Genomic DNA, 15,787 nt, shown 5'->3' with positions numbered 1-15,787 from the left:
CCTGTCCGGTTAACGGCAGGAGTTGTCTTTTCAAAGCGGAGGATGCTGCAATCATTCTCCGCTTCTCTTTTTTAATCTCATTGGTGTTTAGGTTACTTTTTTCATATGCAAGTATTCGTTTGGTTAGTAAATCAAGGCCGTATCGTGACTTCCCGCCGGTGAATGGTATAATGGAAATTTCCCGTCAGCCGCAACGCCTCCATCACCTGTGGCAGGCTCTCGTCTTCGAAGACCCCGCTGTATTCGGTATGTTGTAATGATGCATTGGTGATCACCACCTTCACATTGAACCAGCGTTCGATCTTCAAGGCAACGTTCTCCAGGCTTTCCTGGTCGAAGGCCAATTTGTTCTTTACCCAAAGCACCTCGGTTGCCACGCTGTCCCTCTCCTGGAAATGCACCTTGCCAAGCCGCATCACCCTGCTGGTATCCGCCTCCCTTGACACCGCCTTGCCAGCACCGGAGACCACGACCCCCTTGCCGTTCTGCACCACCAGTTTGTCATTGGGTTGCAGGATGATCTTCTTTTCCGGGTGACCCCGCAGCGTCACCTGCACCGACCCATGGATAAGAACAGCCTCTGTGTTCGTTTCATTGGAATAGCTCCTGACATTCAGGACGGTGCCGAGCACCAGCACATCGATAGTGGAAGTATGGATGATAAAGGGATGGTTGCGGTCCTTTACTACGTCAAAATACGCTTCGCCACAGAGCTGTACTTCTCTGGCGGCGCCGCGGAAACTTTCGTTGTAGGTGATCCGGCTGTCGGCATTCAACCATACCTGCGAGCCATCGGGCAATTGGATCTTTGACTTGGACCCTTTCTTTGTGCTCACGGTACTCTGGGCCACCGGCTGAGGGATCTTTGTTCCAGGCGCCCTGGGATGAATAAAAAGAAGAACAGCAGTTATGCAAGCGGCGACACCGGCCGTTAAAAGATATAGACGCCGGCGCCAAGGGCCACGCGAAGGGAGATGCTCGCTCTCGTTCAGTCTCCGGAGATGACGTTGGAAGGCGCCTTTCTTCAGCCGGGGCGTGGAAGGACTCCGGTGGCCCCACCAATCATGTAGGGTTTCCAGCCGGGCGCCCATCTCGGGATGTTGCTCCAGTAAACGGTCCAGGGCAGCCAGGTCCTCGGCCGTCGCCTCCCCGGATAATTTGAGACTCACCAGTAGCCAAAACTGTTCTTCTCTCATAGCTATTACGCTATAGACAAGGAATCTCAATCATATGTACCAAGCGAAGAGAAAATATCTTTTAAAAGGGGAGCCGCGCCTATCTTCTGGATAGCGATGGCCATCTGGTTACGCACGGTAAAGGGAGAGATATCGAGGATGGCGGCCACTTCTTTGTATTTCAAGCCTTCCTCCCTCACCAGCTGGAAGATAAGCCGGCATTGTGGCGGCAACTGCTGGATGATCCGCCTCATCTGGTTGACCAGATCGGCCGAGATGACGATCTCAGCGGGACTGTTCCCTTCCACGAGGAATCCGCTGCTAAGACTGTCCAGTCCGATGACCCGGCTATCCGCATTCCGGGCGAGATAATTCAGCGAGAAGTTTCTGGCTATCGTATAGAGATAAACCCGCAGATTGTCGATCTCCGACAACTTACTCCTGATCTGCCATACTTTTATAAATACATCGGAAACGATCTCTTCGGCCACTTCAGCCGACCGCACCATGGAGTAGGTAAAACGATAAAGACCTTCGGACAACAGCTCATACAATCGCTTGTACGCCTTCATGTCCTCATATAAGGCGATGCGCAGTTGTATTTCAGATATAGCAGCAATTTGGTCCAAAAGGTCAAGCCTGCCTCAAGCAGTGTAGTGTTATGAGTAAGTTAAAGACCTTTTCTGAATTTTCCTTACATCGGCAGAGAATTTTTTTTACCTGTAAAACTGACACCTAATCCCGGCCCCCTGGGAATCGTCACTTTTCCGAAATCAAAGACCAGGCCCGTCGCCAGGTCCTCACTCAATAACAGCGGCCCATCCATATCCACGAAGTCGAGCTCCGGCAACAGATGAGCTATGGCTGCACTGCCCACCGTGCTTTCGTTCATGCTGCCCACCATCACCTTCATACCCAGACTCCTTGCCTTTTCGATCATCCGTCGCGCCGGCGTCAGCCCGCTGCATTTAGTGAGCTTTATATTGATGCCGTGAAAATGTTCGTGACAGGCTTCCACATCCTCTTCTTTTACGCAGGACTCATCGGCGAACAACGGCAGGGCAGACTGCCGGTAGAGCACCTTCATCCCCTCCCAATCGTCTTTTGCAAGCGGCTGCTCGACAAATTCGACCCCAAGCTCCGCGAGCCGCGGTATTTTCCGCAACGCCTCATCCACGGTCCAGCCCGCATTGGCGTCGACACGCAGCCGCGCATCGGTATGCTGACGCAACGCCTCCACAATAGCGATGTCTTCTTCCACGCCGAGTTTTATCTTATAGATCGGCCAGGGCTTTTCCTTCATCTTCGCCACCATTTTATCGACACTATCGATCCCGATAGTAAAATCTGTCTGTGGCCCCTTCGCCGGATCGAGCCCCCACAAGCTAAAAAGAGGTTTGCCCACCTGCTTACCGAAAAGATCCCATGCGGCAATATCCAACGCACAGACAAGAAAGGGATTCTGCGGCAACAGGTGATGCAGGTAGTGCCAGTAACGTTTGGGATCGGTGAGGGCAAATCGCTCGATCATCGCCTTGTTGGCCTCCAGATCGGCGATCATCTTTTCCACCGGGATATGATAATAAGCAATGGCAGGCGCCTCTCCGTAGCCTTTCAGGCCCTTGTGTTCGAGTTCTACCAGCAGGGTCGGCTGATGGGTCTTGGTACCTCTTGAAATAGTAAAGGGATGCCTGAAGGGAAGGCTGTAAGAATAATAGTTGCAGATCATGGGGGCCAAAATTAAGCAATAGGCCGATACCGCCCGCCCTTCGGAAAATACGGCCGTTTCCGGGTTTCTACGCTTTTTTTTGCAGAATTGAGAAAGTTTTTCCCGCCATGGGAAGGATGTGGAATCTGGCACGCTCGTAAAGACCTCATCAGCAACCGCTTGTAATTTGGCACCTTTTTGCATGCCATAGGATACACACGCAATCGTATCCCAATGAATCGTAACACCGCATCCTCCCTGAAATTTCGACTGGCATTTGCTGCTCTCCTCCTGTTGGGCGCCTGCGCCAACGTCAACGCCCAGACCGCTCAAGCAAGCACTGGCGCCACTCCGGCCCTCCTTCTCAGCTTTGACGGCCAAGTGAACAACGGCTCGGCCAGCCTCAACTGGGTGATGGAGAATGAGACCAACAGTAAATGGTTTGTGATCGAACGCGCCGGCGAAATGGGTGGATATGATTCCATCAGCGTCATCTACGGCATCAACAACGCCAACACAACCAGCTACACCTTCACCGATGAACATATGCTCAGCGGCAACAACTACTACCGCCTGCGGGAGGTAGACCTCGAAGGCGTGGTTCGCTATTCCAAAGTAATTACACTCTATAAGAATACCACAGAGGCAGTGGCCCCTAAGATGTCCCTTTACCCCAACCCCGCCGCCACTACCCTCAACTTCAGCGTCGAAAGCACTACTCCCCAGGAGGTGATCGTGCAGGTCTATAACCTTGCCGGTGTGGTCCTCTTCACCACCCAGCAACAGCTGAGCATCGGTATCAACCAGCAGACCATCGCGCTCTCCGGGCTGAAGAACGGAAACTACTTCCTGAAGGTGATCAACCGGGAAGGTTCCCTGCAGATGGTGCAGCCCTTTGTAAAAATGATGTAATAGCAGACTGTAGCCTGAAAAAATAGACCCCTTTCCCAGCAGCCGGTTTTCACAATGGTGAGCCGGCTGCACCAATTTGAGCCGGTTTCTTCATTTAGTAGTCTCCTCCCAAAAAGAGCCATTTTTCCAGAAAAGGGATAGAGTTTTCCACTTATTGTTTTCTAAGTATTGAGCGTTCAATCGGTTGCAAACTAGCATCCGATTTGTAAACTGTTTGGCATCAATGCAATCTCTATGAAGGCTCTTTACTCCAGATTAGTACTTTTATCCGCCTTGTTCTGCGTGCTGCAGGCTACCGCTCAAAGCTATTATCCTGGCGGCCTCGGCAACAGCAATCTCATCCTTTGGCTGAATGCCAACAAAGCCAGTTCGATTACGATGAACGGGTCCAACCAGGTAAGTACGTGGGCCGACCTCAGTGGCAACGGGTTCAATTTTACCCAGGCCACAACCGCAAATGAGCCCGTCTACGGAGCTTCGGCAAACCCCTCCGGGAGGCCCGGTGTCAGCTTCACCGCCACCAGTTCGCAATACCTCAGCATTGCCAGCCTTCCTGCCACCCTGTCTTTCACTTCGGGTATCAGCGCCTTCGCTCAGGTGAGCTACGGCCCGACACATGCGGGATGGGGTTGGCAGCGGATCTTCGACTTCGGCAACGGTACGGCCAACAATAATTTTATGATGGGCCGGTACGGAAATTCGGCTAAGAATTACTACGAGGGTTGGAAGAGTGGCTCCGGCGATCAGACCTATACTACCACAAGCCCCATTGTCAACAATAGCGAAAACCTTTACGAGGCCATCCAGCAGGGTGGTACTGCCGGCACGCTTACGACGGTGAATCAATATCTTGCCGGCACCGCCCAGGCGGCATCGGGGGCAGCTGGCTCCAGCCAGACCTGGTTGCCTGGCTCCGTCGCCAGGACGTCCAATTACATCGGCCGCAGCAATTGGGCCGCTGACGAATACTTCAATGGTACGATGTCCGAGATACTGTTGTATAACACCGCCGTCAACACCACCCAGCAGGTGATCCTGGAGAATTACCTGGCCGCGGAATGGAACCAGACGGTCGCCACAAGCATCTACACGCCGCCCACGGCCACGACCTATACTACCAACCTGGTCGGCATCGGTTACAGCGGCGTCGATTACTTCACGGCCGACGTCGCCGGCTCTACCGACGGACTAGGCTTTAGCAGCGGCACTTCGGGCAGCGATTTCCTGAAAAATACCGGTTACATAGCCGCCGCCCACAACGGCCAGGCCAATACGGTCATCGCCCATGCAACCGTCCACGGCTACACCAGCGGCAGCGCGATGTCCAAATGGAACCGCAGCTGGTACCTGCAGACAACGGGGGGCAAGAGCACCGGCAACGTCACTATCAGCTTTAATTTTTCGGATTATAACAGCGGCCTCACCGCCCCATCCCCGGCAAATACCTATGCGCTGCTGTACAATGCCACGGACGGAACTTTCGCCACCGGCACTAACCAGATCATAACGTCGACTTCCACCGTGTCGGGCAGTACCGTTTCTTTCAAGACCGTGGCATCCAATCTTGCCGCCGGGTACTATACGCTTCTTTACAGCGCATCTCCCATTACCCTGCCGGTGACCCTCAGCTCCTTCACCGCCACTGCGCAAGGCGCCACGGCTCAACTGGATTGGACCACGGAGCAACAGACGGGATTCAGCCGGTTCGACATCCAACGCGCAGGTGACGACGGTCAGTTCTCCACCATCGGCACCGTCGCCGCCGCGGCCAATACCAATACTGAGGTTAGGTATACTTATACGGACGCGAATCCCCTGGCAGGAAAGAATTACTACCGGCTTGCCATGGTAGATGTGGACGGGAAGGTCGCCTATTCTACTATTCGCGCCCTCTCTTTTGACGCTGGCGGCGATGCAGGCATCACCCTCACCGTTTATCCCAACCCGGTAGTCGACAACTTGCACCTGTCACTGACCCATGTTTCGGGAAAAAACGCCATCCGGTTGCTGAACAGCCAGGGACAGGTGATGCGGGTGGTCACCGCCACTTCTCCTGCTACCGTGGACATGCCCGTCAGCAACCTTGGCCGGGGCATCTATTTTGTGGAAGTACAGAGCTCGGATGGAAACCATTTCGTTCGCGAAGTGCTGAAGCAGTAAACGGCCATAAGCGCCTGCCTTTGCCGCCGGAGGCTGCTCACCGCCCGCTGGCCTCTACCTCCCGCCGCAGCTCGCTATTAAAGGCCTTCTCATGGAGCAGCTCTTCCAGGGTTAGATGCATCCGGTAGCGCCAGTAGTGATGAGGATTGGCCGGCACATTGATCCGTTCGTCATTCGGGTTCTCCCGGCGAAATTGCTCGCTCATCCCCATAAGATCCTGCAATTGGAAGATGGCCCACTGGGCCGGGGAATGCAGGTGTTGCAACACTATCGCCTTGTTGATCCAGGGCTCACAGAAACGCGGCGCCTCACCCCACTGGCCCAAATCCCGGTTAAAGAAACGCTGGGTCTGGGCCCGGTCCTCTTCCCACCAGCCCCGGATAGTGCTCATATCATGAGTAGAAGGCGTCACCACCGACAGATAGGGCGCCTCCGCCGGATAGGAGAACTCCCGGGTAGAATCCTTTGGCATCCGCTGCACTTCCAGGCTGAGAATGCCCAGCTGCCGCATGACCTCGGGTACGCTGCGCGGCACCATTCCGAGATCTTCACCGAAAACAAGCATATTGGTGGCCCGCTTCAGCTCCGGCAATTTGTGCATGGCCTCGCGCCGCCAGAAATCGTCCTGCCGGTTATAAAAATAATTGACATAAAGGTCCTTCAATTGTTGTTGGGTATGCCACTCCAGGAAGCGGAAAGAACTCGTCTGCTCCATCGAGATGCGGAAATGAAATTGCAATCCCTCTGACCCCTCCACTTCCAATAGAATGACATTCGAAACCAGGTCGTACAGACCGATGCGCATCTTCTCGTTAAAAGTATTGGCTGCTTCTTTCCTGAAGGCGGAGGCAATCTTCCGCTGCGTGTTATAGGATTCCCGCAGTTCGAAAAGGGCATTGTCGGCCGGCTGCAGGTAATGCTCCTTTACAAACCCCGCATCCTCCCCAAAGATATCCCACAGCACCGCGTCATTGATGAAAGGCCGCGTGTACCGGTCCCGGTCGAACCAGATATTGCGCTGCTGGAATTCCACGCGGTGAACCGGGATGGCCGGCACAAAATGCCCCAGAATACCCTCCACCACGTTCATAGGAATGCTCCAGATGCGGAAGAAACCCAGGATATGGTCGATGCGAAACCCATCAAAATAGTTTTGCATGTGGCTAAAACGCTGGCGCCACCAGCCGTAGCCATCCTTTTCCATCTCCTCCCAGTTGTAGGTCGGAAAACCCCAGTTCTGGCCCTTGACGGCAAAGTTGTCCGGGGGCGCTCCCGCCTGCATGTCCATATGGTACAACCGCGGCGCTACCCAGGCATCACAGCTATAGCGATAGATGCCAATGGGGATATCCCCCTTTACCACGATCCCATGCTCGTGGGCATAATCCAGGGCGTCCTTCAATTGAATATGGAGATGATACTGTATAAAATATTGAAGAGCAATGGAATCATAATGTTTTTTTTCCGGCGTGGTATACTCCCGGATGGCTTCTTTATCATACTCGCTGTGCAGCGTCCACCGGGTGAAATCCGGGGTTCCATGCTTGTCCCGCAGATAACAAAAAGCCGCATAGGGCACCAGCCAGTCCCTGTTGCGCTCAAAAAACTCCAGGAAACCCGGGTCTTCCTTGAATCCTTCTTTTTGTAATTCGTATAATTCTTTAACAACTAGCAACTTGAGCTTCATTACTTGTTCGTAATCCAGCTCTGGCAAGGCATTTAGCTCCTTTTTCTTTTTATTCAACGGCTTGATGAGCTCTTCATTCTTGCGGCCCGCGCATTTCTCCAGGTTGAGATAAATGGGGTGCAGGGCAAAGGCGGAGATGGCGGCATAAGGATAAGAGTCCGCCCAATTGTGATTGGCCGTCGTGTCCTGCACCGGCAACAGTTGGATCAGTCGCAGACCACATTTGACGGCCCAGTCGACAAGCCCTTCCAGGTCGGTAAACTCCCCCACCCCCATAGACTCCTTGCTCCGCAGGCTAAACACCGGGATAGCGACCCCGGCGCCATGAAAGGTAGTATTGGGCAGGTGGACAAACCCATCGTGGAGGATGCTGAGCTTATTCGGCCGGGCATCACCCGGAACATACCGGTTGGGCCCCGATTCCCAGTGGGTGAACCGTTTCTCTTTCTTATGATAGACCCCATACTTGTATTCCAGCGGAAAGGATTCCGGCGGCAGCGACAGTGCCACGGTCCACCAGTCCCCGTCGGGCGTCAGCAACAGCGGATCGTCTTCCTTCCAGTCCTGCAGGGCGGTCGCACTCCCCAACAGGCAGACAACTTCTTCAGCCGCCAGCAGCGGGGCCTTCACCCGGAAAAGATGGGTCACCTGCTCTATTGCTTTTTTCTTCTTGCCTGCCTTGTGCCGCGGCAGCAGCACATCCCGGAAAGGCGAAGTAAAAAAGACATTCTCATATTCTCCGGTAAAATTCCAGGTGTCGATCACGTGTATCTCCGCCTCCGTAACGGCGTGGGCATCGATATACTTGTCATCGCCCCATTCTTCCGTCAGGGTTCCATCCGGATTATGGAGGACATAGTGGTAATAGATCGTATCCGCTGGTGCTTCTGTCAGGAGGACGCTTCCATGCCAGAACTCTCCGTTGACATAGTCGAGCGGCATGGCGGCAGCCAACTGGCCGTTGCCCAGTTCAGCGATGTTCCCAACCAGGAGGATCGACTGGCCGGGGTTAGTATGAAAGCGTAAGTAGAAATCGAGTTTCATATGTGAGAATAGCCCGAAGATATTGATTTTTTTGAAGTTGGTCCAATGCTGGTTTTGGCTTACCTTCGCACAAATTTTTGTTCTCATGGCACAAAAGAAGAATACCCTGGGCTATTGGTTATTGTTCCTCGTTTCTACCGTCGCCCTTATCGCCGCTATCGCCTCCCATTTCTCCTACCTGACGCTGATCCTGCCTTTCTTCGCCACTTCTTTTGTCAAGGCGATGGATATCATGTGATCGCCATCTGCCCAATAACTTGTCAACCGAGGCCTATTATCAAGAAAACATTGCCGCCTGCAACGGGAAGATCCGGAGCATCCAGACAAGATTGAACGGCATGGCGCTCGTACGCGTCGCCCTGTTTGCCGGTGTAGCGTTTACCGTCTATTCCCTCATCCAGCAATACACCCTCGCCTTACTGATCCTGGCCATGCTGCTCACTGCGGCTTTCATCGGCTGTGTCAACCTCTACTATCGCTGGAAAGACCAGCGCAGCCTCCAGGAGAAGCTGCGTTTTGTCCTGACGAACGAAGTGGGGCTGCTGACGGGCGCCTCCAACCGGTTCCCTGATGGCGCGGCCTTTCTCACTTCCGACACCTACCTGGACGACCTGGACATCTTTGGCAAAAACTCCCTTTTTCACGTCCTCAACCGGACCACCACCGCAAGGGGAATGAATGTCCTGGCTGCACGGTTGCGCAGACCCCTGCTCGACCCGGCCGTGATCGTACAGGAACAACAGGCCGTCCGCATCCTTGCCGCCCAGACCCATCTCCGGCCGCTGCTTACCGCCCATGGGTTACTCATCGATAAAAGACAGGCCGATCTCGACAAAGCCAGTCTCGCAGAGTGGCTCGATACTTCACCCCATTTCTACCGGAATGGCTGGCTGCGCGCCGCCATCATCGTACTCCCGGTTGTCAACATAGCCGGGTTGCTCCTGTATTTTACCAGCAATAATTTTGCCCTTGTCGTCGCGGGGATCATCGTCTCCCGGTTGCTGCTCAGGGCCTACCACGGTTATGTCAGCGGACAGCACCGGTTGATCAGCCATAAACAAGACCTGTTCGATCAGTACGCCGGTATCCTCGCCGAATTCAACAAAGCCGATACAACCGGTTCTCCCGTGCTGCAGCACTGGCAGTCGGTCACCAAAATGGCGCACACGGCCATCCATCGCCTGTCCCGGCTTACGTCCTTCTTCGATCAACGGCTCAACCTGGTGGTCAATGTCCTGCTGAACACTTTTTTCCTCTACGACCTGCACTGTATCATCGCGCTCGAAAGCTGGAAAGACCGCAACCGGTCGTCCTTCCCCGGATGGATCGAGGCGGTCGGCGCCATCGAACAGTTGAATTCCCTGGCCACCTTTGCCTTTAATAACCCGGATTACGTCTACCCTTCACCGATGGCTTCCGGCGCAGCCCCGACCAACGGGACGCCAGCCCCTGCCCTTTTCATCGAATCCACCAGCATAGCTCATCCTCTTATCCCCGCGGTGCGACGCGTCGCCAACGACTTTACCATCGGCCGCGACGAAAGCCTCATCCTCGTCACCGGGTCCAACATGTCGGGAAAGACTACCTTCCTGCGCACCATCGGCATCAATCTGCTGATGGCCCAATGCGGCCTCCCCGTCTGCGCCGCCACGTTCACGTTCACGCCCATGGATATCCTCACTTCCCTGCGCATCAGCGACTCCCTGCAGGAACAGACCTCCTATTTCATGGCCGAACTCAAAAAATTACAGCAGATCATCCTCCATCTCCGCACCGGCGCCCCCGCCCTCGTCCTCATCGACGAAATACTGCGCGGCACCAACTCCGAAGATAAGACCAGCGGCTCCGAGCAATTCATCCGGCAGCTGCTCCAATACCGCTGTCTCTCGCTCTTCGCAACCCACGATCTCTCCCTTGGTACGCTCGAACAACCGGGACTCATTACCAACTATTGTTTCGAAAGCGTCATCGACAACGGCGAACTGCATTTCAACTATCTCCTTCAACGCGGCATCGCCCGTAACCGCAACGCCTCCTTCCTCATGAAAAAGATGGATATCATATAGGCATAAAAAAACCCCGCGTCAGCGGGGTTCTGCTAGCTAATCTATCCTTATTAATAACCGAAACCTGTGATGATGCGGGGCTTACGGCGAGCTGTAGCCGCATAACGGCTCTTGCGCCTGATGGCCCACAAATTTGTCACCCCGAACGAGCTCTTACGGGCCCTGGGCAATTCGACTTCCGTCGCAACGGTTTCCTTTACCTCAGTTACTAACTGTTTAAGGATGTTAGCCTCCATTTGCACAATAGAGTGCACTAGATCACTTTTCATAAATGTTCATTTTTAAGTTTAGTTCAGAACAACCGCGAAGGAGAATTTAATGTCTGGCCATCGGCCGACGGACCTTTGGTCCGTTTGGTAACACTTGAGAATCGTTGAAAGAAGTGTCGATAGACTGGAGTACTCTTTTTGAAGTAGGCAAACTCGCTAGTAATACGCGTTTGGTTGTTCAATGCGGTGCAAAGTTACGAATAATCGTCACATCTACAAATAAAAAAGCCCTCAATTTTTGAGGGCTTTTTGCTATTGATTGATTATCAATTATTTCACTTCTTCGAATTCGGCATCCGTTACATTCTCGCCACCGGCATTCGACTGCTGTCCGCCGTTATTGGCTCCGGGGCCTTGCTGTGCTCCCGCCTGCTGCGTTGCCTTGTACAATTCTTCAGAAGCCGCCGTCCAGGCATTGTTCATCTCCGCTGATGCCGCATCGATGGCCGCAATATCCTGTGACTTGTGTGCATCTTTCAATTTTTTGAGGGCTTCTTCGATCGGCGCCTTCTTGTCACCGGGCAGCTTATCACCGAATTCCTTCAATTGCTTTTCTGTCTGGAAGATCAGGCTGTCGGCCTGGTTGATCTTATCTACCTTTTCCCTTGCCACCTTGTCGGACGACTCGTTGGCCCTGGCTTCCGCCTTCATTCTTTCCACTTCGTCTTTGCTGAGACCGCTACCGGCTTCGATGCGGATCTTCTGCTCCTTACCGGTGCCCTTATCCTTGGCCGTTACATGCAGGATACCATTGGCGTCAATGTCGAAGATGACTTCGATCTGCGGTACGCCGCGCGGGGCCGGAGGAATACCATCGAGGTTGAAGGTACCCAGGCTCTTGTTCTGCGAAGCCATGGGACGCTCACCCTGCAGGACATGGATCTGAACGCCGGGCTGATTATCACTCGCGGTAGAAAAAGTTTCCGATTTCTTGGACGGTATAGTGGTGTTCGCATCGATGAGCCTCGTCATCACACCGCCCATGGTCTCGATGCCGAGGGAAAGCGGGGTAACGTCGAGCAGCAACACATCCTTTACTTCACCGGTGAGCACTGCACCCTGGATAGCGGCGCCGATGGCGACTACTTCATCCGGGTTGACACCCTTGTTCGGCTTCTTGCCAAAGAACTTCTCTACCAGCTCCTGGACCTTGGGGATACGGGTGCTGCCACCGACCAGGATCACTTCGTCGATCTGCGAAGCCGTAAGCCCGGCATCCTTCAGCGCCTGTTCACAGGGCCGCAGACACCTTTCGAACAGGGCATCGGCCAACTGCTCGAATTTCGAGCGGTTCAACTTCTTCACCAGGTGCTTGGGCACACCGTCCACAGCCGTAATATAAGGCAGGTTGATCTCCGTCTCGCTGGAAGAAGAAAGCTCTATCTTGGCCTTTTCGGCGGCTTCCTTCAACCGTTGCAGGGCCATCGGGTCCTTGCGGAGGTCTACATTCTCCTCTTTCTTGAACTCATCGGCCAGCCAATCCATAACCACCTTGTCGAAATCGTCACCACCCAAATGGGTGTCGCCATTGGTGGACTTTACTTCAAAAACACCGTCCCCCAGTTCGAGGATGGAGATATCGAAGGTACCGCCACCAAGGTCGAATACGGCGATCTTCTCGTCCTTACCGGCCTTGTCCAGGCCATAAGCCAGGGCGGCAGCCGTAGGCTCGTTGACGATACGCCGGACATTCAACCCCGCAATCTCCCCGGCTTCTTTCGTAGCCTGGCGCTGCGCGTCGTTGAAATAGGCAGGCACGGTAATGACTGCTTCCGTTACTTCCTGGCCCAGATAGTCTTCCGCCGTCTTCTTCATTTTCTGAAGGATCATAGCGGATATTTCCTGGGGCGTATATAACCGGCCGTCGATGTCGATGCGGACGGTATTATTGTCACCCTTGACAACTTTATAGCTCCAATGGGTGATCTCATTAGTCACTTCGTCATAACGCCGGCCCATGAACCGTTTTACCGACATAATGGTGTTCACCGGATTGGTAATGGCCTGGCGCTTGGCGGGATCCCCGACCTTTCTTTCTCCGTTCTTCAGGAAACCCACAATCGACGGGGTCGTACGACGACCTTCATCGTTGGCGATCACTACGGGCTCATTTCCTTCCATCACGGCCACGCAACTATTGGTCGTGCCAAGGTCAATTCCTATGATTTTTCCCATATTGTTTGTATGATTTTAAAGGTTTTACAAGTTTAAATCCGGAATGTATTGACAATCATTATGCCATGGCATGCGCTGCTGCCACAGTGACAGACCGGATTTACCTAACAACCTCTAAAACAGGCTTCAGTGAATCCCCCTTGAACACATAGTCGGCCACCTCGTCCAGGATGGGGGTCGTAGAATTAAAGGAAATACCCGTACCCGCCATTTTGACCATACAGATATCGTTCTCCCCATCCCCGACTGCCACCGAATCTGCCAGACTGATACCAAACCGGTGGAGGATATATTGGAACATATTCGACTTGCAATGATCGTGTTCGCACAGGCTAAACCGGTCCTTTAACAACTGCGAGGGTATCTTAACCTCTCCCGTAACCACACTTTTCTGGAATTCCAGCTCATTGCCCAGGGTGAAGTCAAGCCCGAGCACGTTCTTGATATGGTTGGCAATAGCATAATAGCTGTCGCAGATGATGCCGCAGACATACCCTCTCACCTGCAATTCCCTTATCACCTGCACCGCATCCCCGATGATCGGAATGGATTCCACCACGTTGATCAATTCGGCAAAGGTCTTGCCCTCCAGCAGCCGGGCTATCTTCTGCGTCTTGATGTAATTGCTCTTGGGCTGGGCAAGGATGTCCTTCAACTCCTTCGTAAACCCAAACCGCTCGGCCGCCGCCTGGATAAAACTACCCTGCAGCAGGGTATTGTCCATGTCGAAGACGATCATCTTCCTTGGCTGGCGAACCAGCTCCTTCAGGGCAAATTCGACTTGTTCCCGCATCAGGTGCGGGGTCTGCTGCTCCTCTTCCCGGCGTCCGCCGTCAAAGATGTTCACCCGCTTGAAAATGGCATTGGCTATCTGCTTGGCCATGCGGCCCAGCACGTGCAGTGGTTGCCGGTCGTTCTCCACTTCACCGACACAGACCTCCGCGATCCGCGCCCTTGTCTGGTGCATATCGATCAACAACCCGATGTCGACTCCATAATCATTATCGAAATCCACCTTTTGAAAGATGGCTTTCTTCCCGGCGATCACCCCGCTCAGGGGCTGCTTGAACTTCAATAGTTGCGGGAAGAACAGCTCCAGCAAGGGCTTGGCCAGCAGCTCGAACATCCGGCCGCTCTGCCGTTCGAAATAAGATTTGACGAAATCCGCCTGGTCGGCTATCAACGGGGCGGTGAGCTTACCCACAATATCTGTTGCATAGCTGGGGGTGTCCGCTTCAAGGAAGACGATGATCTCGTTCTTCGCCATCAGCATCCCCTCCCGCATCGAATCGCCCTTGCCCACATGCGTACTTGTAATGACCTTTACTTCCTCCTTCTTTGCCTCGGCAATTGTATTGTCCGATGACATATCGTCCACCACTATGATCTCATTCACCAGCCCATTCCGCTTGGCCTGCCGGATCACCTGGCGGATCGTCTTTTCCTCATTAAGAGCAGGAATGATGACTGTAACCATAGGCTTTTAATTTTGAGTGAGTCATCCTACGGGTTAGGGTGTAACTCACAAAGTTACTATTTTTGCTTCTGAGCACTCCTAAAATTGTGCCAGTAACCCGATCCATGCCCATTGCCCCCGACGTATATAAAAAGATCGTTACAGCTAAATTGTACATCGACGGCAACTTCCCCGAAGCCATCGATCTCGATCGCCTGTCCCGGGAGGCCTGCCTTTCACGCTATCATTTCCACCGCCTCTTCACCCGCATCTACCAGCTCACCCCGCACCAGTATCTCACCCGAAAAAGGATCGAACAGGCACGGAAATGTCTGGCGGGCAACGATCTAACTATAACCGAGATTTGCAACGAGGTCGGCTTCGAAAGCATTGGCTCTTTCAGCACCCTGTTTAAGAAAGAGAGCGGCCACGCACCCACCGACTACCGCCTCCGGGCCTGGCAAAAACACCAGCAAACCCGGCAACAGCCCCTCCGGTTTATCCCCTATTGCTTCATCGAAAACTGCATGGTCGATACAGCCTGCACAAACGCTAATGTCTGTCCCTCGGACTAGAACTTCGCCTTTGCCACCGGCAAAAGCTCGTTCGCAGGCTTGCGCCTGCCTTCGTCGGCTTAAAAAGGCAAGATTCAAGAAGCCGTCCCTGCCGCCCAGGCTTAATTTTACCCCTCTATATAAATAACATATTATGATCACCAAAGTTTCCCACATCACCTTCTTTGTACTCGACCAGGACAAAGCTTATGACTTCTATGTCAACAAACTAGGTTTCGCGGTCAATACCGACGCCAAAATGGAAAATGGCTTCCGCTGGCTCACCATCACCCCACCCGACCAACCCGATCTGGAAATAGCCCTGATTACCCCGCATACCGGCGGAATGGGCTATGACGAAGAGACAAAGAATGCCTTCCGCGTGCTGCTTGAAAAAGGAGCGCTGGGCGCCGGCGTCCTTCACACCCCCGACTGCCGCGCCACCTATGAAGAATTAAAGGCCAAGGGCGTCGGCTTCAAAGGCGAACCGAAAGAACAATTCTACGGCACGGAAGCCATCCTCTACGATGGGCTCGGCAACTGGTTCAGCATGACCCAGCCAAAACAACCCTGATCGAAAA

Annotated in this window: 13 protein-coding genes; 6 read left to right on the top strand and 7 right to left on the bottom strand. The window is 53.6% G+C overall.

Annotation, left to right across the window (positions count from 1 at the left end; all coding sequences use genetic code 11):
• Positions 1–131: 131 nt before the first annotated feature.
• The 3 genes from IEY39_RS01940 to IEY39_RS01930 form a co-directional block, all read right to left on the bottom strand.
• Positions 132–1,196, bottom strand: coding sequence for a FecR family protein (locus IEY39_RS01940; protein WP_188927964.1), 1,065 nt, complete (start codon positions 1,194–1,196; stop codon positions 132–134).
• 26 nt (positions 1,197–1,222) lie between these two features.
• Positions 1,223–1,747: an RNA polymerase sigma-70 factor gene (locus tag IEY39_RS01935; protein ID WP_188927962.1), complete on the bottom strand. Its 525-nt coding sequence runs from the start codon at positions 1,745–1,747 to the stop codon at positions 1,223–1,225.
• Positions 1,748–1,869: 122 nt separating this feature from the next.
• On the bottom strand, positions 1,870–2,904 hold the full coding sequence (locus IEY39_RS01930; protein WP_188927961.1) for a dipeptide epimerase: 1,035 nt from the start codon (positions 2,902–2,904) through the stop codon (positions 1,870–1,872).
• A gap of 213 nt (positions 2,905–3,117) precedes the next feature.
• Here IEY39_RS01930 and IEY39_RS01925 point away from each other — a divergent pair, with 213 nt between their 5' ends.
• Both IEY39_RS01925 and IEY39_RS01920 read left to right on the top strand, forming a co-directional pair.
• Positions 3,118–3,795 (top strand): T9SS type A sorting domain-containing protein, encoded by a 678-nt coding sequence (locus IEY39_RS01925; protein WP_188927959.1) that lies wholly within the window; start codon positions 3,118–3,120, stop codon positions 3,793–3,795.
• 234 nt (positions 3,796–4,029) lie between these two features.
• The gene (locus tag IEY39_RS01920) at positions 4,030–5,955 is read left to right on the top strand and encodes a T9SS type A sorting domain-containing protein (protein WP_188927957.1); all 1,926 of its coding nucleotides are present in this window, start codon (positions 4,030–4,032) and stop codon (positions 5,953–5,955) included.
• 37 nt (positions 5,956–5,992) lie between these two features.
• Here the strand turns inward: IEY39_RS01920 and IEY39_RS01915 are convergent, their stop codons facing one another.
• Positions 5,993–8,686 (bottom strand): 4-alpha-glucanotransferase, encoded by a 2,694-nt coding sequence (locus IEY39_RS01915; RefSeq protein WP_188927951.1) that lies wholly within the window; start codon positions 8,684–8,686, stop codon positions 5,993–5,995.
• A gap of 85 nt (positions 8,687–8,771) precedes the next feature.
• On the opposite strand from IEY39_RS01915, the gene IEY39_RS01910 reads away from it, so the two are divergent.
• Together IEY39_RS01910 and IEY39_RS01905 are read left to right on the top strand one after the other, a co-directional pair.
• Positions 8,772–8,924: a hypothetical protein gene (locus IEY39_RS01910; RefSeq protein WP_188927949.1), complete on the top strand. Its 153-nt coding sequence runs from the start codon at positions 8,772–8,774 to the stop codon at positions 8,922–8,924.
• A 19-nt stretch (positions 8,925–8,943) separates the two neighbouring features.
• Entirely contained in the window at positions 8,944–10,752 is a 1,809-nt protein-coding gene (locus IEY39_RS01905; RefSeq protein ID WP_188927947.1) for a MutS-related protein, read from the top strand.
• Positions 10,753–10,802: 50 nt separating this feature from the next.
• Here IEY39_RS01905 and IEY39_RS01900 read toward each other — a convergent pair whose 3' ends face one another.
• The 3 genes from IEY39_RS01900 to IEY39_RS01890 form a co-directional block, all read right to left on the bottom strand.
• Entirely contained in the window at positions 10,803–11,021 is a 219-nt protein-coding gene (locus IEY39_RS01900; RefSeq protein ID WP_188927945.1) for a hypothetical protein, read from the bottom strand.
• 270 nt (positions 11,022–11,291) lie between these two features.
• A complete protein-coding gene (gene dnaK / locus IEY39_RS01895; protein ID WP_188927944.1) occupies positions 11,292–13,196 on the bottom strand; it encodes a molecular chaperone DnaK in 1,905 nt (634 codons plus the stop codon).
• A 100-nt stretch (positions 13,197–13,296) separates the two neighbouring features.
• On the bottom strand, positions 13,297–14,673 hold the full coding sequence (locus IEY39_RS01890) for an HAD-IB family phosphatase (RefSeq protein ID WP_188927937.1): 1,377 nt from the start codon (positions 14,671–14,673) through the stop codon (positions 13,297–13,299).
• A gap of 104 nt (positions 14,674–14,777) precedes the next feature.
• On the opposite strand from IEY39_RS01890, the gene IEY39_RS01885 reads away from it, so the two are divergent.
• On the top strand, positions 14,778–15,227 hold the full coding sequence (locus IEY39_RS01885) for a helix-turn-helix domain-containing protein (protein WP_229688727.1): 450 nt from the start codon (positions 14,778–14,780) through the stop codon (positions 15,225–15,227).
• A gap of 133 nt (positions 15,228–15,360) precedes the next feature.
• Complete coding sequence (locus IEY39_RS01880) at positions 15,361–15,780, top strand: VOC family protein (RefSeq protein WP_188927936.1); 420 nt, start codon at positions 15,361–15,363, stop codon at positions 15,778–15,780.
• Positions 15,781–15,787 lie beyond the last annotated feature (7 nt).

The organism is Puia dinghuensis (genome assembly GCF_014642875.1).
Classification (GTDB): domain Bacteria; phylum Bacteroidota; class Bacteroidia; order Chitinophagales; family Chitinophagaceae; genus Puia; species Puia dinghuensis.
Note: the sequence above shows the minus strand (reverse complement) of the source record. Positions and strands in the feature narration are given on the sequence as shown.

What these genes read in the sequence shown, in the direction of transcription:
- IEY39_RS01940 (WP_188927964.1), bottom strand. Translation starts at nt 1,196, where the DNA reads ATGAGAGAAGAACAGTTTTGGCTACTGGTGAGTCTCAAATTATCCGGG.
- IEY39_RS01935 (WP_188927962.1), bottom strand. Translation starts at nt 1,747, where the DNA reads ATGAAGGCGTACAAGCGATTGTATGAGCTGTTGTCCGAAGGTCTTTAT.
- IEY39_RS01930 (WP_188927961.1), bottom strand. Translation starts at nt 2,904, where the DNA reads ATGATCTGCAACTATTATTCTTACAGCCTTCCCTTCAGGCATCCCTTT.
- IEY39_RS01925 (WP_188927959.1), top strand. Translation starts at nt 3,118, where the DNA reads ATGAATCGTAACACCGCATCCTCCCTGAAATTTCGACTGGCATTTGCT.
- IEY39_RS01920 (WP_188927957.1), top strand. Translation starts at nt 4,030, where the DNA reads ATGAAGGCTCTTTACTCCAGATTAGTACTTTTATCCGCCTTGTTCTGC.
- IEY39_RS01915 (WP_188927951.1), bottom strand. Translation starts at nt 8,686, where the DNA reads ATGAAACTCGATTTCTACTTACGCTTTCATACTAACCCCGGCCAGTCG.
- IEY39_RS01910 (WP_188927949.1), top strand. Translation starts at nt 8,772, where the DNA reads ATGGCACAAAAGAAGAATACCCTGGGCTATTGGTTATTGTTCCTCGTT.
- IEY39_RS01900 (WP_188927945.1), bottom strand. Translation starts at nt 11,021, where the DNA reads ATGAAAAGTGATCTAGTGCACTCTATTGTGCAAATGGAGGCTAACATC.
- dnaK (WP_188927944.1), bottom strand. Translation starts at nt 13,196, where the DNA reads ATGGGAAAAATCATAGGAATTGACCTTGGCACGACCAATAGTTGCGTG.
- IEY39_RS01890 (WP_188927937.1), bottom strand. Translation starts at nt 14,673, where the DNA reads ATGGTTACAGTCATCATTCCTGCTCTTAATGAGGAAAAGACGATCCGC.
- IEY39_RS01885 (WP_229688727.1), top strand. Translation starts at nt 14,778, where the DNA reads ATGCCCATTGCCCCCGACGTATATAAAAAGATCGTTACAGCTAAATTG.
- IEY39_RS01880 (WP_188927936.1), top strand. Translation starts at nt 15,361, where the DNA reads ATGATCACCAAAGTTTCCCACATCACCTTCTTTGTACTCGACCAGGAC.